The sequence below is a fragment of the Occallatibacter savannae genome (assembly GCF_003131205.1).
Taxonomy (GTDB): domain Bacteria; phylum Acidobacteriota; class Terriglobia; order Terriglobales; family Acidobacteriaceae; genus Telmatobacter; species Telmatobacter savannae.
This window is the reverse complement of record NZ_QFFY01000001.1, coordinates 1,677,879-1,699,593: the sequence shown is the minus strand read 5'-3', so window position 1 is coordinate 1,699,593 and position 21,715 is coordinate 1,677,879. Positions and strand designations below refer to the sequence as shown.

15 protein-coding genes are annotated in these 21,715 nt (G+C 59.6%); 9 read left to right on the top strand and 6 right to left on the bottom strand.

Annotated elements, in window-relative coordinates:
* The first annotated feature begins 211 nt into the window (after positions 1-211).
* The 4 genes from DHV10_RS07450 to DHV10_RS07435 all read left to right on the top strand — a co-directional run bounded on the left by DHV10_RS07450 (position 212) and on the right by DHV10_RS07435 (position 4,495).
* Positions 212-889 (top strand): response regulator transcription factor, encoded by a 678-nt coding sequence (locus DHV10_RS07450; protein WP_109485599.1) that lies wholly within the window; start codon positions 212-214, stop codon positions 887-889.
* Complete coding sequence (locus tag DHV10_RS07445) at positions 870-2,327, top strand: sensor histidine kinase (RefSeq protein ID WP_109485598.1); 1,458 nt, start codon at positions 870-872, stop codon at positions 2,325-2,327. Before DHV10_RS07450 ends, DHV10_RS07445 begins: the two co-directional genes overlap by 20 nt.
* Complete coding sequence (locus DHV10_RS07440) at positions 2,302-2,775, top strand: hypothetical protein (protein WP_109485597.1); 474 nt, start codon at positions 2,302-2,304, stop codon at positions 2,773-2,775. Before DHV10_RS07445 ends, DHV10_RS07440 begins: the two co-directional genes overlap by 26 nt.
* 100 nt (positions 2,776-2,875) lie before the next feature.
* The gene (locus DHV10_RS07435) at positions 2,876-4,495 is read left to right on the top strand and encodes a DUF5597 domain-containing protein (protein ID WP_109485596.1); all 1,620 of its coding nucleotides are present in this window, start codon (positions 2,876-2,878) and stop codon (positions 4,493-4,495) included.
* A 31-nt stretch (positions 4,496-4,526) separates the two neighbouring features.
* Here the strand turns inward: DHV10_RS07435 and DHV10_RS07430 are convergent, their stop codons facing one another.
* Together DHV10_RS07430 and kduI are read right to left on the bottom strand one after the other, a co-directional pair.
* Complete coding sequence (locus DHV10_RS07430) at positions 4,527-7,037, bottom strand: zinc-dependent metalloprotease (protein WP_109485595.1); 2,511 nt, start codon at positions 7,035-7,037, stop codon at positions 4,527-4,529.
* A 44-nt stretch (positions 7,038-7,081) separates the two neighbouring features.
* Entirely contained in the window at positions 7,082-7,912 is an 831-nt protein-coding gene (gene kduI, locus DHV10_RS07425; RefSeq protein ID WP_109485760.1) for a 5-dehydro-4-deoxy-D-glucuronate isomerase, read from the bottom strand.
* A 127-nt stretch (positions 7,913-8,039) separates the two neighbouring features.
* On the opposite strand from kduI, the gene DHV10_RS07420 reads away from it, so the two are divergent.
* From DHV10_RS07420 to DHV10_RS07405, 4 genes are all read left to right on the top strand, one after another.
* A complete protein-coding gene (locus DHV10_RS07420) occupies positions 8,040-9,311 on the top strand; it encodes an energy transducer TonB (RefSeq protein ID WP_109485594.1) in 1,272 nt (423 codons plus the stop codon).
* A gap of 152 nt (positions 9,312-9,463) precedes the next feature.
* Positions 9,464-9,937 (top strand): low affinity iron permease family protein, encoded by a 474-nt coding sequence (locus DHV10_RS07415; protein ID WP_109485593.1) that lies wholly within the window; start codon positions 9,464-9,466, stop codon positions 9,935-9,937.
* A 131-nt stretch (positions 9,938-10,068) separates the two neighbouring features.
* The gene (locus tag DHV10_RS07410; RefSeq protein ID WP_109485592.1) at positions 10,069-11,265 is read left to right on the top strand and encodes a VWA domain-containing protein; all 1,197 of its coding nucleotides are present in this window, start codon (positions 10,069-10,071) and stop codon (positions 11,263-11,265) included.
* 191 nt (positions 11,266-11,456) lie between these two features.
* Positions 11,457-14,804, top strand: a complete 3,348-nt coding sequence (locus DHV10_RS07405) for an ATP-binding protein (protein ID WP_109485591.1) — start codon at positions 11,457-11,459, stop codon at positions 14,802-14,804.
* Between the two features lie 77 nt (positions 14,805-14,881).
* Here DHV10_RS07405 and DHV10_RS07400 read toward each other — a convergent pair whose 3' ends face one another.
* The 3 genes from DHV10_RS07400 to DHV10_RS07390 all read right to left on the bottom strand — a co-directional run bounded on the left by DHV10_RS07400 (position 14,882) and on the right by DHV10_RS07390 (position 18,294).
* On the bottom strand, positions 14,882-15,895 hold the full coding sequence (locus DHV10_RS07400; RefSeq protein WP_109485590.1) for an energy transducer TonB: 1,014 nt from the start codon (positions 15,893-15,895) through the stop codon (positions 14,882-14,884).
* 111 nt (positions 15,896-16,006) lie between these two features.
* Positions 16,007-17,107, bottom strand: a complete 1,101-nt coding sequence (locus DHV10_RS07395) for a hypothetical protein (protein ID WP_109485589.1) — start codon at positions 17,105-17,107, stop codon at positions 16,007-16,009.
* 26 nt (positions 17,108-17,133) lie between these two features.
* Positions 17,134-18,294 carry a tetratricopeptide repeat protein gene (locus DHV10_RS07390; protein WP_162601288.1) on the bottom strand — a complete coding sequence of 387 codons (1,161 nt, stop codon included), beginning with the start codon at positions 18,292-18,294 and terminating at the stop codon, positions 17,134-17,136.
* Between the two features lie 193 nt (positions 18,295-18,487).
* On the opposite strand from DHV10_RS07390, the gene DHV10_RS07385 reads away from it, so the two are divergent.
* A complete protein-coding gene (locus DHV10_RS07385) occupies positions 18,488-19,357 on the top strand; it encodes a hypothetical protein (RefSeq protein WP_109485587.1) in 870 nt (289 codons plus the stop codon).
* Between the two features lie 106 nt (positions 19,358-19,463).
* Here the strand turns inward: DHV10_RS07385 and DHV10_RS07380 are convergent, their stop codons facing one another.
* Positions 19,464-21,638 (bottom strand): alkaline phosphatase family protein, encoded by a 2,175-nt coding sequence (locus DHV10_RS07380; RefSeq protein WP_204101362.1) that lies wholly within the window; start codon positions 21,636-21,638, stop codon positions 19,464-19,466.
* Positions 21,639-21,715 lie beyond the last annotated feature (77 nt).

Here is a 21,715-nt window from a genome sequence, read left to right as displayed (position 1 = left end):
CCTCTTCTTAGATTGGAAGCGATGCCGCACGCATTCAGGCATGACAATTTGTTCATTCCAAGCCATATCGCTCAGTTTGATTCACTCTGGTCAGCAAACGTTACGCCCTTCATCTTCCCGGGAACACGACACCATGAAGTTTCGTTCATCTAGCCCGAACAGGCTCAGGAAGATGCACCAGGGCTGCGTCTCGTCGACTAACATTTTGTGTATGCGGCTCTTGATGGTTGAGGACGAGCACGATATCCAGTCCTTCCTGCAGCAGGCACTCTCAGAGGCCGGATACACAGTCGATGTAGCCCCCGATGGCAGGGCTGCGGAGAACTTCGCAAAAACCAACAATTACGACATCCTGATCGTCGACCTCGGCCTCCCCGATCAGGATGGCATCACCTTGATCACACGTCTCCGTCAGCTTGGCGTGCTCGCTCCAGTTCTTATCCTCTCCGCCCGCCGATCCGTCGACGATCGCGTTCGTGGTCTCGAGCAGGGCGGCGACGACTACCTCACCAAGCCCTTTGCACTCGCCGAACTGCTTGCTCGTCTCCGCAATCTGTTGAAGCGTAACGCACCCCAGGGCAGCGAACTCACAAAGCTCCGCGTGCAGGATCTCGAACTCGATCTGTTGCGTCGCGAAGCCAGCCGCTCCGGTCAGGTGCTTCAGCTCACGCCCCAAGAATTTGTCCTTCTCGAATACCTCTGCCGCAATGCCGGCAGAGTTGTCACGCGCTCCATGATTCTTGATAAGGTATGGGGCATGCGCATCCAGCCAGACACCAACGTGGTCGACGTGCACATCTACCGCCTTCGCGGCAAAGTCGACACCAACGGCCAGTCGCCTCTCATCCGAACCCTCCGCGGGGTGGGTTATGTCCTCCAGGACCGGTAAACCGCCAGTTCGCAGCGCTGCGTGGCGCATCTCCATGTGGGCCACGCTCGCATTCACCTTCGGCACCCTCATCGTCTTCATCTTCCTCGATCGCTTCGTTGCCAACGACATCCAGCGCCGTAGCGACGCCTGGCTAAGCGGAGAGGTTGAGGTGCTGGGCGACGTCGCCGAGCGAACGCCTAACGATGCACTCTATAACCGAGTCGTCGGCGAAGTTGCCGAACTCGCGTCCCGCGAAGTTCCCGAAAAAGCTGCTTCGCAACAGCCTGAAAACGATTCGGTATTCTTCATCCAGACTGCTCGCGATGGAGCCCTCAAACTGTGGGTCGGTGCGGGTGACGGCGAATCCCATCTTCAGGCCATCCGCGCATCTCAGCTCGCTGCCAGCCGTCCTGTCAGCATTCATGTTCGCGGATACAGCGTGCCCTTCCGCGTCGCGTCAGACAGCATGGGCGACGGTGGCCGCGTCTACCTAGGCCTCTCTGAGAGAGATCAACGCCGTGTCCTCCTGAACCTGCGCATCCGCTTCTTTGTCCTCTGGCTCTCCATTGTCCTTCTGGGCTTCGCCATCGTATTCTTCACTTCGCGCCGCACCCTCAGCCATGTCAGAAACATCACTGAAGCCGCGTCGCACATCGGCGAATCCGATCTCAAACTTCGCGTCCCCACCAGTTCGCGCAACGATGAGATCTCGCAGCTCGGCTACACTCTCAACCGCATGCTCGATCGCATTGAGAACGGCGTCAATCAGCTTCACACCATCACAGATTCTCTTGCGCACGACCTTCGCAGCCCGCTCACCGCAATCCGGGGCAAACTCGAAACCTCGCTCGCATCGCACGACGCCGATCATGCCGAGCCCATCGTCTCCGCCATCGAAGAACTCGATCGCCTCACAGACTTCCTCAATAAGTCTCTCGACGTAGCCGAGGCCAAGGCAGACGCCCTACGGCTCCACCCAACCGACATCGACCTCGATGAACTCCTGCGCTCCACCATCGACCTCTATGAGCCATCCATGAACGACCGTGGCATCCGCCTTCGCTTGCACAGCGCGAATCCCGTCCACATCGTCGCGGATGAAGGCCTGATCCACCGCATGGTTGCCAACCTTTTCGACAACGAGCTCAAGCACGTCCCCTCAGGGTGCAGCGTCGACATCTACCTGCAGGAGCAGGAAGGCGAGGCGCGGCTCATCGTGCGTGACAACGGCCCCGGCTTCGACCCGGAAGTGCGCGAGCACCTCTTCACCAAAGCGGTCAAAGGCAGAAAATCCAGCGGTCACGGGCTGGGCCTCGCCTTCGTCGACGCTGTGGTGCGAGCTCATGCAGGCACAGTCGCCGCAGACAATCTCGCTTCCGGCGGCGCGCGCATCCTGGTCTCGCTGCCGTCGGCTGCAAACCAAGCCGACCGTGTCCACGCTGTTCACGCAGGCTGACCCCGGCATGAATCTGCAGCTCACAGCGCGCATTCTCCTCGCAGCTTTTTGCGCCGTCCAGGGGCTCGCCACCATCATCCTCGACCTCAACCGCACGCATGCGGCACACCCGCAATGGCTCGGGCACGCGCGCTTTCATGTCGTATGGCAAACTCTGACCGCCGCAGTTCTGGCTATCATCGAGGTCTCGTTGCTCTGGTCCGCGGGACCGTTACTCTCAGAGCGCTTTTACCTTGTCGCTATCCTGGCCTCTGCGCCCATGGCCGGCTTCTTCGGTGCGCTCGCCTCCCGGCGCATCTACGGCGGCACTCTGTCCGATCCCGGCGGAATCCCGCCAGTCCGCTTTGAATTTGCTGGACGAGAACGGCAGATCGACATGAACCTCGTCGCCGAAATCGCAGGCATCATCACCGTTGCGCTGCTTGTGGCCCTCTATCGCTTCGCATAAGCCATCTATCCTTCCGCGCCTCTGGCGGCCTTCGCTCCCCTGTAAAACTGCTTGCCAATGTTTCATGTATACGCTTACATTCCCCTCAGGTGATCCGCATATGACCGTTCGTCCTCTGACTCGTACAGCGTTCCTGCGCACAATGGCAGCTCTCTCTCTTCTTGTCGCGGGCATTACCGCATTCGCCGCGGAGGCGCCCAAACTGGTCCAGAAGGACGGCCGCTACACGTTTCTCGTTGATGGACATCCCTATCTAATCCTGGGCGGCCAGATTCACAACTCAAGCGGCTGGCCCAGCGAGTTGCCCCAGGTCTGGCAATCCATGGAGGCTCTCCATGCAAACACAGTCGAGGCTCCCGTCTACTGGGAACAGCTCGAGCCGCAGCCCGGCAAGTTCGACTTCGCCAACGTCGATGCCATCGTCCAGGGTGCTCGCGAGCACCATCTGCACGCCGTCATCCTCTGGTTCGGCACTTGGAAAAACGGCAACATGCACTACGTCCCGACCTGGGTCAAAGAAGACACCACGCGATTCCCGCACGTCATTCGCCGCGACGGGGAACCCATCGATGTCCTCTCGCCGCTCTCCCGCAACACCCTCGAAGCCGACAAAGCCGCATTCACCGCTCTGACTCGCCACCTCAACCAGATCGATGGTGATCAGCACACCGTCATTCTGATTCAGGTCGAAAATGAATCCGGCAACGTCGGCAGCGTACGCGATAACTCCGCTCAGGCCAACAAAGAGATTGCGGGCGAAGTACCCGCAGACCTTCTTGCCGCAGCTGGAAAGTCGCGTGGCACTTGGGGCCAGGTCTTCGGCAGCGAAGCCGACGAGATCTTTCAGGCCTACCACCAAGCCAAATATATCGACGAAATCGTCGCGGCGGGCAAGCGCGAATTCAACATCCCGTATTACATCAACGTCTGGATCGACTATCCTGCAGCGCAGTTGCCCCAGCGTCAGCTCGCTCAGCCCGGCATCGGCTACCCCAGCGGCGGAGCTGTGCAGAAGCTCGTCGGTCTCTGGCGCAAACTCGCCCCTTCCATCGACATGATCGGCCCCGACATTTATGCGGATGACTCCCAGTTCTATCGCGAGACTATGGCCGCATATCACCGCCCCGACAACCCGCTCTGGATTCCCGAAACCGGCCGCAGCGATAGCTTCGCAAAATTCTTCTTCTACGCCCTCGGCGATGGCGCAATCGGATTCTCGCCCTTCGGAGTAGATCAGAGCGGCTGGAACATCCTCGGCGACGAGTCGTGGACTGCCCACGCACGCAACTACGCTCTCATCGCTCCCATGGATCGCGAGATCGCCCAGCTTGAATCCGAAGGCAAGGTCAAAACTGCCGTCGAAGAGCCCGGTCGCGCAACGCAGGAGATCGATTTCGGCCCCTGGCAGGCGACTGTGGCCTTCGGCTTCCCGCAGAACGATGGACGCCGCGCGCCGGGCACCAAAGACGCTCACGGAGCCGCTCTTGTCGCGCAGCTCGGGCCCGATGAATTCCTGGTCACCGGCGTCGATGCAAGCGTCGTGTTCCACCTGCCCAACAAGCCTGCGTGGATCCACAGCCAGATCCTGACCGCTGAGCAGGGAAGCTATGAGAACGGCGTCTGGAAACCAGTGCGTCTTTGGAACGGCGACGAAACCGATCGCGGCCTCTCGTTCTACGGCAAACCAACGGTAGTGCGCGTCAAGATGCAACGCTTCTGATCGCCATCGTGCTGCACGGCGATCGCACAATCTAATTCCAGTCTTCGTCGTCCCCGATCGGCATCCCCGGAGGAGCCTCGACAGTTTTCGAAGGAACAAATTTCGCCGGATCCTGCTCAAATCGTTCCAGCCGGTCCACCATCGCCGCACGATGAATCGCTTCCGCCGTATCCTTGGGCATCGGGGTCGATTTCCATTGGTTCAGCACGTCGCGAAGATGCCACAGTGCAATCGCCCGCGCCTGGCTTGAAGCACCAGGATCCACGGCTAACTCCATCTGCGCTTCGAGCGCGCGAAACTCCACGGCTCGCTCCACCTCAGACGACATCGTGTGCCCGCCTTCGGGCCGCTCCGCCACCTTCGCCGAAATCGCTTCCATCATCTCGCGCAGCGAAGTGGAGCCAGGCGCGCGCATGTGGTACTCGATCATCCTGCTCGCCCGCTCGGCATCCAACAGCACTTTCAGCGTCAGATCGGCTGCCGACTCCGCCGCTGCCACTGGATCGAACGTCAAACCCGTGTGCGACGGAAACGACTCTCGCGTTCGCGGGTATCCCGGCGGTACCGGAGGCAGCAACTTCAAGATCGACTCAGGTAGCGTCAGCGTTTCCGGCGCGAGCGTCTTCAGCACTGCCTGCAGCGCCTGCTTCTGCACCTTCGCATCCACGATCGTCGGATCCGGCAACCCATCGCCGCGCTGGTTGTAGCGATAATCCAGTCCCCCGATCTCTTTGATAGCCGCCTCTGTCTGATACCGGTGAAACAGATAAAGCGGAACCAGCGTCTTCTCCAGCTCTGCCATCGGCGTCCCGCGCCTGACCGCATTCTCGCCGAAGTTCTTCAGCGCGGCCGCTCGCACCTCCAGCACCCGATCCAGCTCCGCCGCCGGATCGCTCCCGTTATCCCACAAGTGCGCGCGCGGGTGCGCCGAACCGAACGGCCGTGCATCCTCATCCGTGATGAACACCTGTCCTGCGCGATCCGCGTCCGTCAGAATCTTGGCGAGCGCAGCGTTCTGCTCATCGGCGCTCGTTCCCTTTGCAAACTCGCGGTATCCATAATCGATCGCCACCTTGTCCCAGTCGCCGATTCCAGCTGCATATGCATGCGATGCATCGATGTGCCCGCTGCTATCCAGCGTCATCAGCGGGTGCGGATAATCCATTACGCTGTCACCCTGCTTCACCGTTGACGCGGCAAAGTTATGAGACAGCCCAAGCGTGTGCCCCGTCTCGTGAGCGGAAAGCTGCCGGATCCGGGCCAGCACCATCTTCAGCATCGGATCGTCGGCCGGCGCCTTCCCATCTGCATAGGGCGCGAGCAGCGCTTCAGCAATCAGATAATCCTGTCGTGCGCGCAGCGAACCCAGCGTCACATTTCCTTTGATGATCTCGCCCGTTCGCGGATCGGCAATCGCCGATCCATAGCTCCAGCCCCGCGTGTAGCGATGCACCCACTGGATGATGTTGTACCGGACGTCCATCGCGTCCGCGCCCTCCGGCAACACATCAACGCGGAACGTACCCTTCGCCCACCCAGCCGCCTGAAACGCCTCATCCCACCATCGCGCTCCCTCCACCAGCGCGGTCCGCACCGGTTCAGGAGCGCCGCGGTCCACGTAGTACTGAATCGGAGCAACCGCCTTGCAATCCGCCGTGCACTTCGGATCCTGCTTGGTCAGTCTGTGTCGCACCAGAAACAGCTGGTCCAGGGGCTCGCCCAGCGGTGCCGTGTAGTCTCGGTAGCGATTCTCGAAGAAGCCCGCCCGTGACACAAACCTGCGCGGCGTGAATCCCGGTCCCGGCAATTCGATAAACGATGTCCGCTCGCGAATCGTCATAGCGTGAGGATCCGGCGTAACATCCCGCACAAAAATCGCTTTCTCCGTACCATCCGTCACGAACGTGAGTTCCGCTTCAACCTCCGTGTTCTTCGGAAACGCCTTCGTATCTTCCATCTCGATCGCCGAGCGACTCGCATCCACACGATACGAGCCCTGCTTGGCCTGGGCCAGTGCGTCCGCTACACCGTGCACATCGTGAAGAAAGAAATCCGTCGCATCGATAAGCACCGCTCCCTCGGCCGACTCCGCAGCCACTGTAAAGCCCCACAGAACCGATTCCGCGAACGACTGCTTCACCGCAAGCTGCTCATCTCTGTCGTTGCTCGACGTGCGAAACGCCATGTTCGGCTGCACCAGCAGCACCTTCGGCCCGCTGCGCTCAAAGTGAACGATCCGCCCCTCCGAGACTTGCCCGCGATCGAGGCCCAGGTCGTTCGACCCCGTGCCGAAGGGCAGGGAAGTAGCGTAGATCAAATCGACGCTCTTGCCGCTCTCATCGAACCGCGGCACTTCGAGGTACAGCTTTCCGGCCTTCGCATCCCAGTCGAGCGGAACCAGCCCGTCCAGATGCTTCATCCCCGCCGTCTTCTCGCGGATCGTCGGAATCGCCGCCGATTCCTTGCCAGAAACGTTCTGTGCGATTGCCGCAGCTGTCAGAAGGGAACAAAAGCACAAAGAAAAAAGAGGAAGCTTGCGCATTCCTCCTTCTATCACGTCAGCTTGCGCTTCACCGCAATTCCGGCTCACCGCATGGTCTTCAAGTCCACCGGATCCATATCGGCATAGTCCTGATTCTCACCACCCATGCCCCAGCAGAACTTGTACGCCTGCGTCCCGACACCTGCGTGGATCGACCATCCCGGCGAGATGACCACCTCTCGATCCGCCACCACGATGTGCCGCGTCTCCTCAGGAGGCCCCATCAGATGAAACACGCGCGCATTCTCCGCCACATCGAAGTACAGGTAGAGCTCCGATCGCCGCATATGGGTATGCGCCGGCATCGTGTTCCACGTGCTCCCCTCATGCAGATGAGTCACGCCCATCACCAGCTGGCAGCTCTTCACGCCGCCCATGTGAATGTACTTATAGATCGTCCTGCGGTTACTCGTTGCCGCCGCGCCGATCTCCGTCGGCTGCGCCTCTGCCCTCCGCACCACGCTCACCGGGTACGCCGCGTGCGCCGGATAGCTCAGCATGTAGAACACCGCCGGATTCCCGCTGTCCTTCGTCTCGAATTGAATCTCAGGATTCCCGCGCCCGATATAGACCAGATCGAGGTTCTCGAGATCGTAGCTCTCATCGCCCACGCGAACCGTTCCCGCTCCGCCGATATTTAACACGCCGAGCTCCCGCCGCTCGGTGAAATACTCCGCTCGCAACTCCGGGCTGCTCGTCAAGTTCAGCGGCGCGCTCACCGGGGCCGCGAAGCCCACCACCGCCCGATCCAGATCCACATAGCTCAACCGAATCTCTCCCGGCCGGCAGAGTCCATCCGCCAAAAAGCACTCCCGCAATTCCTCCGTCGTCATCCGTGGATACCGGACCTGATCTGAAACCACAATCGTCTTCATCGCCATCCCTCTCGCACTTCGCGAGCGCCGCAACTTCCTTTACAGCATAAATCTGCAGCGCTGCGTGATCCTGCTTCCGGAGCCGTTCAGTCCCTCTGCTGTAGAATGGCTCGTTCTCTGGTGAAACATGAGAAAGGTACGGCAACTGTACCTGAACAAAGCTCCGGTCCGGTCTGCTGGCGAACTTCTTTGTCTCTTTAGCCTTGCTTTCTGCACCGCTTATTCCCAGGTGCAAGCGAGCGCTCACGACATCACCTGCGACACCGGCAGCGGCGAGTACAAAACCGAATTTTCCGGCACGACGGTTGAAGTTGGCCCCATGCGAAAGGGCTCCTTTGCCGAGCGCGCCTGCAGTGCCAGGCTGGCACGCAAAGGTCAGGAACTCTCCGTCGCCGACGATGCAGGCCAGATCGGGATCGACGTTCTCGGAGCAGACCTCGGCTTCGGCAAGCCTGTCGTTGCCTTTCAGGTCGATCAAACGGGACGCGGCTCGAACGTCGAATACCGCATCTACTCTCTCGCTAAGCCGCTCCGCCTTCTCCAGACGCTCTCCGGCGGCGACTCCTACACCGCCGCGGATACGGACCTCGATGGCCGAATAGAAATCTGGACCGATGACGCAAAAGCCATCGACGGCTTCGAACGAATTCCCGCCGTCGACTTCGATTTTGCCCCTCCGGTCGTCATTCGTTTCGCAAAAGGACATCCAGTTGATGTTGGCTCTGAGTTCTTGCCCTACTACGACGAACTGATCGCCAGGCTTCGCTCTCAGATGAGTCAGGCCGATCTCACCGGCTTCAAACAGAGCGATGGAAAGCTATCCCTCAAGTCACTCGGAAAAGACGCCGAGCTGCACCGCCTCTTCCGGACAAAGATCAGCGTACTCGAGCTCGTCTGCGCGTACCTCTACAGCGGACGAGAGAGTCAAGCGTGGAACGCCTTGTCTGATTACTGGCCTCTACAGGACCTTCCACGCATGCGCGACGCCATTACCGATCTCCATAGTCGCGGCATACTCCGCAATATCGAACACTCTCGAAGTCAGCCCTATCATCGAGGCCGCGCAAAGATCTACGATGCCGTGGCGACCTCACCGGTCGTGTCGACAGTCAACCCCTACGGTGGAGCGCCCGACTCTTCTCAAAGCGAGCCGCCCGTCGTACAGCCGAAGTCGATTCTTCTCCGCCGTCCCACGTCCCCGGACGGTAGCCTGCCTTCGCAAAACGAGACCGTCGAACTCGTCGTTGATGCTGCCGGCAAGGTGCGCTCCGCAAAAGTCATCAAGGCAGATGATCCTCAACTGGTTCAGGCCGCTTTTGGTTGGCACTTCATTCCGGCATTCCACGACGGCAATCCTGTCGCATGCCGATTCCGGCTCAGCATCTGGGCCTTGAAGTGATGTTGACTCTGGCACAGGGTAAGCCGCATCACTCCCTTCTCCGTACAACCGTGCACTCGCGGCGTTCCATCAAATCAGTGACATACCTGTACGTGTCACTCACGCATCTCGAGTGACAATGCGTGCAGACCCCAGGTGAAAGGAGCGGCAGCATGAGTTCGACGCTTCAGCCTGCTCGCGCTCATCGTCGCAGCCGGGCCCGCAGCATCATCGCCGAAGCCGCAGCCGAGCAAACCTCGCACAGCACCTTCGCGCGCTTCTCAAATCGCGCTTCCATCTTGCTAGGCTCCAAGTGGGCCTTTATCGGAGCCATTGCCGTCGTGTTGGTCTGGGGCGCTACAGGGCCCATCTTCCACTACTCCGACACGTGGCAGCTCGTCATCAACACAGGCACCACCATCGTGACCTTTTTGATGGTCTTCCTCATTCAGAACACGCAAAACCGCGATGCTCAGGCGATGAACCTCAAGCTCAACGAGCTGATCCTCTCCATCGGCGCAGCCAGCAATCGCATGATGGCCATCGAATCCCTCAGCGACGAAGAGCTCAGCGTCCTCCACGACCGTTACGAAAAGATCCGCGCCGAATGCGTGAAGCGCGGCAAAGACGATCGCCAGAAGCAGTAGTCGCGACAGAGTCCGCTTCGCCGCCGCAGCTCCACTCCGCCCCGGGCGCATCTTCGCCTCATCTTCACTTTTCCTTGAATCTACTTACCCCGCAAGTGACGGCAGGCGCGTTCGCCGCATCTTACTCACTGATGCGCTATTGCGTTTCGTACGGTCGCCTTGTGTCCTTTTCCGCCAAAAATCTCGTTGCGGTAGCGGTTCTGCTCTGCGGTGCTTCAATTCTTGCCACTGCGCAGGCCACCGCGCCCGCTGCACCAAGGTCCGGCCCCGTTGCCGGCCAAGCCGCCCCCGGCCAGAGCGACCCGCGCCGTCCCGAAATACAGCCCGACCTCGCCTCCGATCGCGACCCTGTTCCTTCGCCCGACCCCATTCCCGTCGCCGAGACGGCCGGTTCCAACACGTCGAATACTCCCGCCAAGGCCGGCGAAATTCAAAAGGGTCAGAACGGCGTCTACACGCTGCATGAAAACGTCGACGAAGTCCTCCTCAACTGCACGGTGATCGACGAGAAGGGCCATCCAGTCGAGGGCCTCACGCAGGCCGACTTCCGCGTATGGGAAGACAGCGCTCCTCAGCGAGTCAGCTCCTTCCGTCATCAGGACCAGCCCGTTTCCATCGGCCTGCTCATCGACAACTCAGGATCCATGCACGACAAGCGCACCGCCATCAACCACGCAGCGCTCGAACTCATGCGGGAGTCCAATCGTCAGGACACAGCCTTTGTCGTCAACTTCAACGACCACGCCTATCTGGACCAGGGCTTCACAAAGGATCTCGTCTCCCTCGATCGCGGCCTCTCGCACTTCGATTCCAGGGGCACCACGGCGCTTTACGATGCCATAGCCGCATCGGCCGACGAGCTCTCCAAGCACGCAACCTACTCCAAGCAGGTTCTCCTCGTCGTCTCCGACGGCGCCGACAACGCCTCGCACCTCACGGAGCAGAAAACTATTCAGCGCGTGCAGGATCTCGGCGGACCCGTCGTTTACTCCATCGGCCTGCTCTACGATGCCGACCAGCGCGAATACCAGCGCGCGCACGAAGCTTTGCAGACCATGTCCGACGACACTGGCGGCGTCGCATACTTCCCTCGCTCCCTTGAAGAGGTCAACTCCATCGCCTCTGACGTCGCCCGCGATATCCGCAACCAGTACACCATCGGCTATCACTCGACGAACCTGAGCGGCAAAAGCGGCTTCCGCGTCGTTCACGTAGAGGCAATCGGCAAAAAGGGAATGAAGCTAAGCGTCAGAACCCGCCGCGGCTACTACGCCAAGCCGGGCGGCGCCCCAGCCGGCCAGACCGCACAAACCGCACCGAAGCCCTAGCTGGCAATTTTCGATCGTGAGAGATTCGGCTTCTGGTCGGGCAACTTACGATCCGGTAGTCGCATCATTGCCGTTAACCCGGTTTAGGAATTAGGTCCAGTCGCTTCGCCGTACACGATGTCCCGTGACCGGATCTTCGTCTCGGATTGAACCTGTCAACTCGTCGACAGCTGTCGGGATGTACGTGAAGCATGGAAGAGGTTCTCGGTACCGCCCAACAACCTGACCTCAGTCTGTTCTCCGGTTCCGGAGAGATGGCCTGCCTCATGCGCGAGTTGGACTGGGAGAGTACTCCACTCGGCAGTCCCGACGGCTGGCCCCGCTCTCTCCGAGTCGCTGCCCGAATGTTGCTCGGGAGCGGATACCCCATGTACATCGCATGGGGACCCCAGTTCATTCAGATCTACAACCACGCTTACCGACCTATCCTGGGCAAGCTCAAGCACCCAGCCGCCCTGGGCAACGGAACACCCCAAACATTCCCCGAACTCTGGGAGTTCATCGGCCCAATGTTTCTCCGCGTTCTGGAGCACGGACAAGAGACGACGCTCCTCGGTCAGGCTTTGTATCTCAACCGGAACGGATATCTGGAGGAGTGCTACTATGACTTCTCCTACAGCCCTATCCCTGATGACGATCCGGGCAAGGTTGGCGGCGTTTTTGTCACGTGTACGGAGATAACCGGTTCGGTTCTCGAACAGCGGCGGCTGAAGACAGTCCGCGATCTTGGGTCCAGCGATCCGAATGTTCACACGGCGGAAGAAGTCTGCATAGAAGCAGCTGAGGTCCTGGGCAGGAACAATCTCGACATTCCGTTCGCAGCTCTCTATCTTGTCGATGAGTCTGGGGCGACTGCCAGGCTGGCTGCGGCCACCGGAGTAGAGGCCGGCGACCCAATCTGCCCAGTCACTCTCCCCATCTCGGATGAAGGTGCGTGGCCGGTTTCAAGCGCCCTTGAGAGCTCGCCGCTCCAGCATGTGCCCGATCTGGCCCAGCGATTCGCTCAGATCCCGACCGGTGGATGGCCGGATCCACCTGCAGAGGCCGTCCTCATTCCCTTCACTCGAACATCATTGCAGCCCGTCGGCTTCATTGTGATGGGCGTCAACCCTCGCAAGCAGTTTGACACCGCGATGGAGCAGTTCCTGGTGCGGTGCGCCCAGACCATTGGTGGCCGCATCGCCAGTGTTCGCGCCTATGAGGACGCGCGTCGCCGTCTCGAGTCGCTTGCCGAGTTGGATCGTGCCAAGACCGTCTTCTTCAGCAACATCAGCCACGAGTTCAGGACGCCCCTCACTTTGATCGCAAGTCCGCTCGATGATCTTGCAAACTCCGAATCCCTCAGCAGGGCAGATCGCGAAACCATCCAGTTGGCCAAGCGCAATGTCATCCGGCTCCAACGGCTGGTGAACAACTTGCTCGATTTTTCCCGGATTGAAGCTGGCCGCGCGAATGCAAACTTTGAGGCAGTTGACCTGGTCTCGATGACAGCGGAAATTGCGAGCGGGTTCCGATCCACTTTCGAGAAAGCGGGTCTGTCACTTTCAACAGATGCGGAACCGCTCTCTGAAAAGATCTATATAGACCGGGAGATGTGGGAGAAGATCTTGCTGAATCTGCTCTCCAACGCCTTCAAATTTACCTTCAGCGGGGGCGTGACGGTTTCGATTGATGAGAGCGCAGACAGCGTCTGCGTCAATGTAGCGGACACCGGAGTAGGGATCCCGTCCGAGGAGATCCCAAGGATATTCGAACGCTTCCACCGCATCGAGGGCACGAGAGGGCGGAGCTACGAAGGTACAGGAATAGGGCTCGCGCTGGTGAACGAACTCGTCAAGATCCATGGCGGGTCAATTCAGGTCACGAGCGAGCCCGGCGTGGGAACGCGGTTCGAGATTCGCCTCCCTAAGGGAACGGCGCACCTCGATCCCGAGCAGGTGAGCCACAGCAATGTTTCATCATCAGCTTCGTTAAGAGTTGACGGGTTTGTTGCGGAAGCACTCCGGTGGATTGATGACCCGCCCGCCGGCGATCTGATATCTCAGATCTCCTCCTTGCCTGAAGCGTTTGCAAACGAATCTGCGGTTAAGGCAGACCGACGCAGACGCGTGTTGCTGGTGGATGATAACGCAGACATGCGCGAGTATATGGCGCGTCTCCTTGAGCCCTTCTTCGAGATCGAAATCGCCCGGGATGGAAGCAAGGCGCTGCAGCGGATCGCAAGCAGCCGTCCCGACCTGGTGATGGTTGACGCCATGATGCCCGTCATGGATGGTTATGAGCTGCTCAAGCAAATCCGGGAGAATCCTGAACTCGCGAGCTTGCCGGTGATCATGGTTTCCGCGCGCGCGGGGACTGAGATGGAGATTCAGGGCCGCGAAGCAGGAGCGGACGACTATGTGAGCAAGCCTTTCTCAAGCCGCGAACTGGTGACCCGGGTTCGCGCGGTCCTGAAAGTCGCTGAGATTCGCGCCGCGAGTGAAGCTGCGATCCGTGCGAGCGAAAACCGGTCGCGACAAGTTCTTGAACGAACGACCGATGCCGTCTTCGTGCTGGATCGAGATTGGTGTTTCACCTATCTGAACCCGAATGCACTGCGGATGATTTCAGGCGGGCGCAATCTGATCGGGAAGAACGTGTGGGAGGAATTCCCCGACGCTGTAGGCAGAGCGTTCTGGAAACAATACCACCGCGTGATGGATGAGGGCGTGAGTGTCCAGTTCAATGAGTATTACCCAGCTCCTCTGGACAAGTGGTTCGAAGTTCACGCCTACCCAACAGAAGAGGGTTTGGCGGCTTTCTTCCGTGACATCACTCTGAAGCTGAAATCTGACGCAGCACTCCGCCAGAATGAGAAGCTTGCCGCTGTGGGTCGTCTCGCCTCTTCCATCGCGCACGAAATCAACAATCCGCTTGAGGCGATCACGAACCTCCTCTATCTCATGGAGATGGACGAGTTGATGCAGCCGCGGAGCCGGGAGTTTCTGAGATCGGCCCAGGCAGAGCTCTCGCGCGTATCCCACATCGCCACTCAGACCCTTCACTTCCAAAGACAGAGCAAAGGACGCGTAGAGGTGATCACTGCCGATCTGCTCGATTCAGTCATCGCGCTCTACCGCACTAGGTTCGCTGAACCGGGCGTTGTTCTCGAGCGCGATCTTCAGCCCGAATCGAAGATCATGGGATACCCGGGAGATCTGAGGCAGGTGTTTTCCAATCTACTCCGTAATGCGCTGGAGGCGATCGGCAGCAACGGACGAATTTCAATCCGGGAAAGAATCTGCACCGACCCGGAAAGCGGGAGAAGATTCCTGCGCATTACGGTTGCCGATTCCGGACACGGCATGACGCCGGACGTTCAAAAGCATCTGTTCGAACCCTTCTTCAGTACCAAGCCAGCAACCGGCACCGGTCTCGGCCTGTGGGTAAGCAAAGAGATCATCGACAAGCATTCCGGGCGCATTGTGGTGCGCTCTTCCACCCACCCGGTCCGCCACGGAACGGTCTTTTCTGTTCTCTTGCCGATCGAGCCAATCTAGCCAAAGCCGACGGAAAGTGAAAGGGCGTGAGAATCAAATCTCACGCCCTTCGTCTCTTGCTCGACTCGCTGGTGACCTCAGTGCAAGTGGAACTCCACCTCGACCACGATCTGCACCGCCACCGGATGCCCATCGTACATCGCCGGCTTGAACTTGTACTGACGAACAGCCTCGATCGCCTTCTCGTCCAGGCCCATGCCGAGGTGCTTCGTCACGTGCACGTTCTGCGGATTGCCCTGCGCGTCCACGATCAGCTGAATCGAGCAGGTGCCCTGGAACTGCGCCTGCCGAGCCTCTTCCGTGAACTCCGGCTGAACCGAATGAAGCACCGAAGGCGCGCTCACGCCGCCGCCAACGCTCATCAGGCCGCCGCCGTATCCGCCGCCCTGACCAGCGCCCACGCCGTTGCCTTTGCCCGCGCCGAAGCCGCCGCCCAGCCCGTGTCCGAACGACCCGCCCTGACCGCTACCCTGCGAAGCCAGCTTGATCTGCGGCGAGTCGCTCTCGCCCAGGTTCGCCATCTTCGGCTGATCCGGAAGCGTAACGTTCACAGTCGGCTGAATCGCCATCTTCGGGTTGTCGATCTTCAACTGCGGAGCATTCAGCTGCACCTTGGACACCACAACCGGCGGAGTACCCCTTTGCACTTCGATCGGCTTGGGCTGAGGGATACCGCCGCCGCCGCCGCCGTGCGCCACCTTCGGAACCGGCAGGATCTTCGCCGGCGGAGGTGCAGGTGCGAACAGCTTAAAATCCACGTGGCTCATGTTCATCGCCGGCTTGATTACCGGGGTCATCCGCATTCCCAGATACAGAATGCCGCCGATCACCACCACGTGCACAATCGCCGAAATGATGCGCGACTTCGGATCGCGCTCCTTCAGTGCGGAATCGAGCCCGCCGAATGTCGGTATCGACGTCGGCTTCACCCGCTCTGCGACGGGCGTGCTGGGAACAAGATAAAGAGTGCGTGGTTTCTCAGCCTCATCCTCGCGCAGATCTACTGCAAGCGATGAGGTGTTATAAAAAGCATTCGAAAACGGTCTTATCTTCGAATTGGCTTTACGCGATTTGGACCCGAATTCACCCATAAATTATCCCGGCTCTGTACTGCTTCCGGCCTCCCCCATGATGAATATTTGCGACCGAAAAAGCGTTTCTGTTCTCGCCCGAGACGTTGCCGTCTCTGGCTTCAAGTTGAATCACCAGATCCCCTTGTCGCTCCCGGTGATCTTCTGCCCCACCAGTGCTGCGGTGGCAAGCCATGGCAGCAGGCTCAGTCGAGCGCCGCTGTAAATCTGTCGCCGCCGGAACGTGCCGGCAAGCTGTTTTCCGTAGAGCATTGCGGACTGGGGAAGAATCGGTACGCGAAGGAAGTCCTTCGCAAAAAAGATCTCGCGTCCGTCGAATCGCGCGGCCTTCAAAACCCACTGCGGAATGTTGAGCCCGGTCCCGCGGAAGCGCTTCACATAATCGGAGACGATGGCCAGGTAGGTAGCCATCCCTTCCCAGATGCCCGCCGTCTTTGCGGCGACGTACAGGTCGTCGTAGTCCACCATCCCGGCTTCCACCAGCTGCGCACTGTCAATCACGTCACACAGCCTGAAGTAGAAGTGGCGGTACATGCGCTGCAGCGTCGAAATCATCAGCCGATCCGATACCGCAGGCACGCGGAAGATCAGCTCTCCCACCGTGATGCAGCGTGTACGATCGATCAGCGAAGATGCGATCGCGAACTGCTCTCCCGTCTGGCCCAGCCGCTGAACGTGAATCTCCACCAGCTCCGGCAGACCCGGAACAATGAAGTTCCACTTGCCGGCAAGCCGGTCGCCCCAGCTCCGGTCGTCCGGAATGGCGTGAAACTCTTCGCGCATCAGCTGAATCACTTCGCCCGGCGATGCATTCGTGAAAAGGTCGAGATCGCTCCCCAGGTCCGGCATGTGATCGAGAGATTTGATCACCGCAACGGAGTACTGGCGGTTCGTAAACGCATTCGTAATCTGAAACAGATGCGCAACCGCATTGTCGATACGCGCACGTTCCGCCGTGAGCGCGTCATCCGCCCACGCCGTACGTTCAGCGTCGCCTGCCTTCGCAGTAATCTTCCGGAAAACGTCGAGTGCGCGAACGATAACGTGATTCGTATCGGCGAGAGCTACCAGGGCATCGAAATCGGACTTCGAAATCTGCAGTACGCTCTGCTCAAGTTCAGCAGTGATCGTGCCCGCAGCAAGATTGTCGCCCGGCATGATCAGCAGCCGGGATAGGAGGTCCAGAGACTTGTTACTCAACAGAGATTGCATTCTTCTCTCTTCTCTCAGAATTAGGATTAAAGTTGCGGACGCGTTTCGAGCTGTGGCTCTGCCGGCTTTGCAGCCGGAGCGCTCGGCTCCAGGGCCGCGCCACGAGGCGTTAACTCAACGGGTGCCTGTTCCTGCCGGCGCTTCTGGCTGTAGACTTCTAGCGCGTCATCCACCTTGCTGTTGCTCGCACCGGCCACCGCATCGAGACTCTGTCCCTGCGCGGCCAGTTGCGTTGCCAGCCCGATGCTCGCCGCGGCATTCTCAGCCCGTTGCGCCTTGCTGTAGAAGTACTGCGCCGTCTCCAGGTCGCCTTCCTGCTCCGCAACGAATCCACGGTTGTTGAGCGTGAAAGCGCTATTCGGATCGAGCGAGTACGCCTTCATGAAGTCCTGCCGCGCTGAATCCCAGTCGTTGTGGTTCGCTTCGAACACCCCGCGAATCGAAAGCATGATCGCCTGCGAAGCAGCTGAACCCGTATTCTGGATGCGCTTCTCAAGCCGCTTCGCACTCGCGGCCGCCATGTCGCTCACCGACTTGCCGCGCCACGCGCGATCCGCCGCCACAATGGTCGGCTCCGTCGAGTGAGACGACGCTGCAGTCAGGTAATAGCGCAGCGCGCTGTTGAAGTCGCCCACAGACTCGCTCGCCACGCCAAGATTGTTCAGCGTGAACGTGTTGTTCGGCTCCAGCGCCAGCGTCTTCTTCAAAAGATCGAGCGCCTCAAAACCGCGATTCTGCGACAGCAGCCGCATCGCATTGATGTTCTGCCGATTCACCCGCATCGTGGTGTCCTGCAGATTCACCACGGCATCGCGCATCGGCTTGCCCTGCAGATTCTTGGCGCTGCTGAAGTCGATCGTGGCATTCGAGCCTTGCTCCGCTGCCAGTCCATAGAACTTCTGCGCCTTATCCAGATCTCCCTCGAGCTCCGATACGTACCCAAGGTTGTTCAATGTAAACGGATCTGCCGGATCGTAGAGGTAAGCCTTGTAGAACAGCCCTTCAGCGCCCTTATAGTCGCGCTTTCTGATCGCCTCAACCCCGCGGCGGTTAAGCCGCTGTACCGGAGTCAGTTCGCTGCGCCGCGGGATCTTGATGACGTGCGTATCCGCAGCCCAGCCCACAGCGAGCATCGAACTCGCCAGAAGCGTAAGTCCCGCAAATCGCACTGGATTTCTTAGTCCCACCGGCTATCTCCTATCGAAGCGGCTCAGAATTGAGGGGAAAACAGATAAACCTGCACAACTAGTTAGATGCCCATTTCTGATCTGTGTTGCTCTGCCACTAAAGTGGAATGTGAGCCCGTGACCAACGGCTGCCACCCAAACGCCATCTAACCAATCGTCTGACTCTCCTTTTTTTTGATAGGTGCAAGACCGAATGAATCGAATCCCTCAATTTGCGCTGCTGGGAGCGGTAGTACTTTCTCTCGGCGGCCGGGCCGACGCCCAATCGCAGGCCTCCTCAGCTGAACCAGAAGTCACTCCAACAACCCACCTGAAGTCCGTCGCGACCATCCCGCCGCTCCCCAAAGGGAAGAGCACGATCCTGGGTGGCTCCATCCGCGACATCGATCCAGTCCTCGACCGCTTCACGCTGAACATCGTCGGCGAAAAGCCAATGCGCATCCTCTACGACCAGCGCACCCAGCTCTTCGTCGACGGCAAGCGCATCTCGCTCAACCAACTCCATCCCGCCGAGCACGCCTCCGTGCAAACCGCCCTCGACGGCACAAAAGTCTTCGCCATCAGCGTGCACATCCTCTCCCAGCTGCAAAAGGGCGACTACAGCGGTCAGGTTCAGAGCTACGACCCGACCAGCGGCAACCTCGAAATCGTTGGCGAACGCGGTGGCGATCCCCTTCGTCTCAAAGTCTCCAGCAGCACGACGTTCGAGAGAACGGGGCAGGGCAGTTCAACACCTACGCCCGCCGGCCCGGGCGACCTCCAGCCAGGCTCGCTCATCTCTCTGCAATTCGACCCTGACGGCAAGGGACGCGCCATCGCCACGCACATCAGCGTCCTCGCCACTCCCGGATCCACCTTCGTCTTCTCCGGTAATCTCGTCTCGCTCGACTCGCGCGCCGGAACCATGATGGTCCTCGACCCCAGAGACAATCAGACCTACCAGATCGGCTTCAACCCCGGATCCATAGCATCGATCCAGGCCATCCGCCCCGGCCAGCACGTACGAATCACCGCCGCATACGATGGCAAGCGCTACCTCGCCGAAACCGTTACCGCCGAGTAACTCGAACGTCCGCCTCTCCTAGCTCGACAACCCTCAAGCACTCCCATTCAAAAGCCAAAGCAGCGGTTTACACGAACCGCTGCCAGGCAATCCACCCCCCGCGCGCTTAATTCGCGGGGCTGATCGCAGGCTGTGTGGTAGTCGTCGCCGGCGGTGCGAAACTCGCCGGAGTGCACGGATCGCTCGAGAACGAGCTCGCCGTCACAGGCTTCGGCGGACTCGGCGGCGTCAACCACGGCGACTTGCTGAAGTCGAAAAACTCCAGCAGATTCGGCTGTGCTGCATCGCGCGCCGTCAAGTGCGTTCCATTCCCGATGAACCGGTCCTCCACGAACTTGATCACAGCCGTGTGATCCATCGGCGTATGCGAAACGTAGTGTTTTCGCGTGAAAGGCGACACGATGAAGTTCGGCAGTCTGAATCCCAGCTGCGCCGCAAATCCCTGGGCAGCGGCCGCATCCCCAGGATTCGCTCCCGGATCGGAAGCTCCAAGATCGCAGTGCGTCGTCGGAGTTCCTCCCGGCGCCACGCACGGATTGTACGCATCCGGGTTCACCGCAATCTGAGAGATATCCGCAATCGAACCCAGCGTCGTATCGGTAAAGTCGTTAGAGTGCCCCGGCACCGGAGGCACGTGGTCGTACGGGCCGCCGCCTTCGTCGTAGCTGAAGAAGAACACTGAGCTGCTCCACGAAGGACTGGTCATCAGCGAATTGATCACATTCGCAACCTGCGCCTGGCCCGTCAGGATCGACTGCCCTGATCCCGGATGCTCGTCGTTATTGCCGTATCCCGCTTCAATAAACGCGAAGCTGGGCAGCGTGTTGTTTGTCAGATCCGTAAAGTACGCCGACAGCGGCGCAATGTGTGTCGGGTCGATGCAGAACGAATTCGACGAGTCGCCCACTACACTCGACGCCTGTGTTGGCGCGGTGCATGCCGCTCCATCCTTGTTCGCGTAAAGATACTTGGCCGAGTAGGCGAAATTCGAGAAGTCGGTTGCAGGATACTGCGATCCGCCCGCCGTGCACCCATCCTGACCCACCAGGCAAAGTCCCTGCGTCGAGGTGTAGTAGATCTTCCACGGCACATTCGCACCGTCCAGTTCCTGAAAGATATTCGGCAGGGCAAGCTGGGGAAGATGATCCTCGCCCGGATCCTTCACCAGACCCTGAGTCGTTCCGCCGCTGAATGTCGCAATGCGATTATCGACACTCTTGCTCGCTATCGGCGAGAACCAACGATCCGACAACGCGAACTGCGAAGCCATGTAGTAGTAGTAGTTCAGGAAGGTGTCGTCGTAATACCCCATCGCCCTCTGGCCGGCGGTGTCCGTAAATGTGCCAGAGCAGATCGCTCCATTCGCCGCGCAGCTCTTCGCGTATCCCTCCGCGTCATGCACAAATCCGCTCATCGCGATCTTGCGGCCTGCAGAGAAATCAAACGGATTCACGTCGCCGTAGCTTGCCAGCCAGTCGGAACTCTCGTCGTCAATGCACGTGCTGGTGAACTTGAATAGCTGAAAGGGCGTGCCCTCGTCGTTTTTGTTCACAATGCCGCCGAGCTTGTCGTCAATTCCGTCCACCTCGTAGTCAACGCCGTCGTCGCCCTTGTTGTACGAGTTCTTCTGCCGGTACACATTCAGCATGCCGAAGTAGTTGTCGAACGTGTGATTCTCCTGCAGCATGAAGATCACGTGCTTGATCGATTGCAGCGTCGCTGCCGGCTGAACGGTCACCTCCGCAGTAGCGGTCACGTTCCCGCCGGCTCCAGTCGCGGTTGCCGTGTACGTGGTGGTCGCAGTTGGGTTCACCGTCTGTGTTCCGCCTGCCGGCTGAAGCGAGTAGTTGCTGCCGTCTGTCCCCGACACGGTGACCTGCGTGGCAGCTGTCGCCGTCACCGTCAAAGTCGATGACGCGCCGCTCGTGATCGATGCCGGATTCGCCGTAATCGTCACTGTCGGCTGCGTTGCAGATACTGTCACCGTGGCGGTCGCCGTCGTCGATCCTTTGGCGTTCGTCGCTGTTGCGGTATAAGTCGTCGTCGCGGCCGGCTTTACCGCCTCCACGCCCCCCGTCGTGCCCAGACTGTAAGTCGTCCCATCGCTCCCCGTAATCGTGAGGGTCACCGCGTCATTCGCCGCGATGGTCAGAAGAGCGGTTTGATTGGCCGCAACCGTTCCCGGGTTTGCCGTAATCGTCACGGTCGGCACTCGCAGGGTGCCGCTCCCCGAAAACAAGGCGCATCCAGACAGCACCCCAATGCAGGCGAGAGAAACCATGCTGAACAGCGCTCGAGATAACGATCTGCTGTGCAAACGCGCGATTGCCAATGTGCTTTCTCCTTCAGCCTTCAAGC

Bases quoted from the DNA above. Each gene is read 5' to 3' on its own strand.
- DHV10_RS07400 (WP_109485590.1), bottom strand. From the start codon at position 15,895: ATGGGTGAATTCGGGTCCAAATCGCGTAAAGCCAATTCGAAGATAAGA.
- DHV10_RS07420 (WP_109485594.1), top strand. From the start codon at position 8,040: ATGAGAAAGGTACGGCAACTGTACCTGAACAAAGCTCCGGTCCGGTCT.
- DHV10_RS07445 (WP_109485598.1), top strand. From the start codon at position 870: ATGTCCTCCAGGACCGGTAAACCGCCAGTTCGCAGCGCTGCGTGGCGC.
- DHV10_RS07405 (WP_109485591.1), top strand. From the start codon at position 11,457: ATGGAAGAGGTTCTCGGTACCGCCCAACAACCTGACCTCAGTCTGTTC.
- DHV10_RS07435 (WP_109485596.1), top strand. From the start codon at position 2,876: ATGACCGTTCGTCCTCTGACTCGTACAGCGTTCCTGCGCACAATGGCA.
- kduI (WP_109485760.1), bottom strand. From the start codon at position 7,912: ATGAAGACGATTGTGGTTTCAGATCAGGTCCGGTATCCACGGATGACG.
- DHV10_RS07385 (WP_109485587.1), top strand. From the start codon at position 18,488: ATGAATCGAATCCCTCAATTTGCGCTGCTGGGAGCGGTAGTACTTTCT.
- DHV10_RS07410 (WP_109485592.1), top strand. From the start codon at position 10,069: ATGCGCTATTGCGTTTCGTACGGTCGCCTTGTGTCCTTTTCCGCCAAA.
- DHV10_RS07380 (WP_204101362.1), bottom strand. From the start codon at position 21,638: ATGGTTTCTCTCGCCTGCATTGGGGTGCTGTCTGGATGCGCCTTGTTT.
- DHV10_RS07415 (WP_109485593.1), top strand. From the start codon at position 9,464: ATGAGTTCGACGCTTCAGCCTGCTCGCGCTCATCGTCGCAGCCGGGCC.
- DHV10_RS07430 (WP_109485595.1), bottom strand. From the start codon at position 7,037: ATGCGCAAGCTTCCTCTTTTTTCTTTGTGCTTTTGTTCCCTTCTGACA.
- DHV10_RS07395 (WP_109485589.1), bottom strand. From the start codon at position 17,107: ATGCAATCTCTGTTGAGTAACAAGTCTCTGGACCTCCTATCCCGGCTG.
- DHV10_RS07450 (WP_109485599.1), top strand. From the start codon at position 212: ATGCGGCTCTTGATGGTTGAGGACGAGCACGATATCCAGTCCTTCCTG.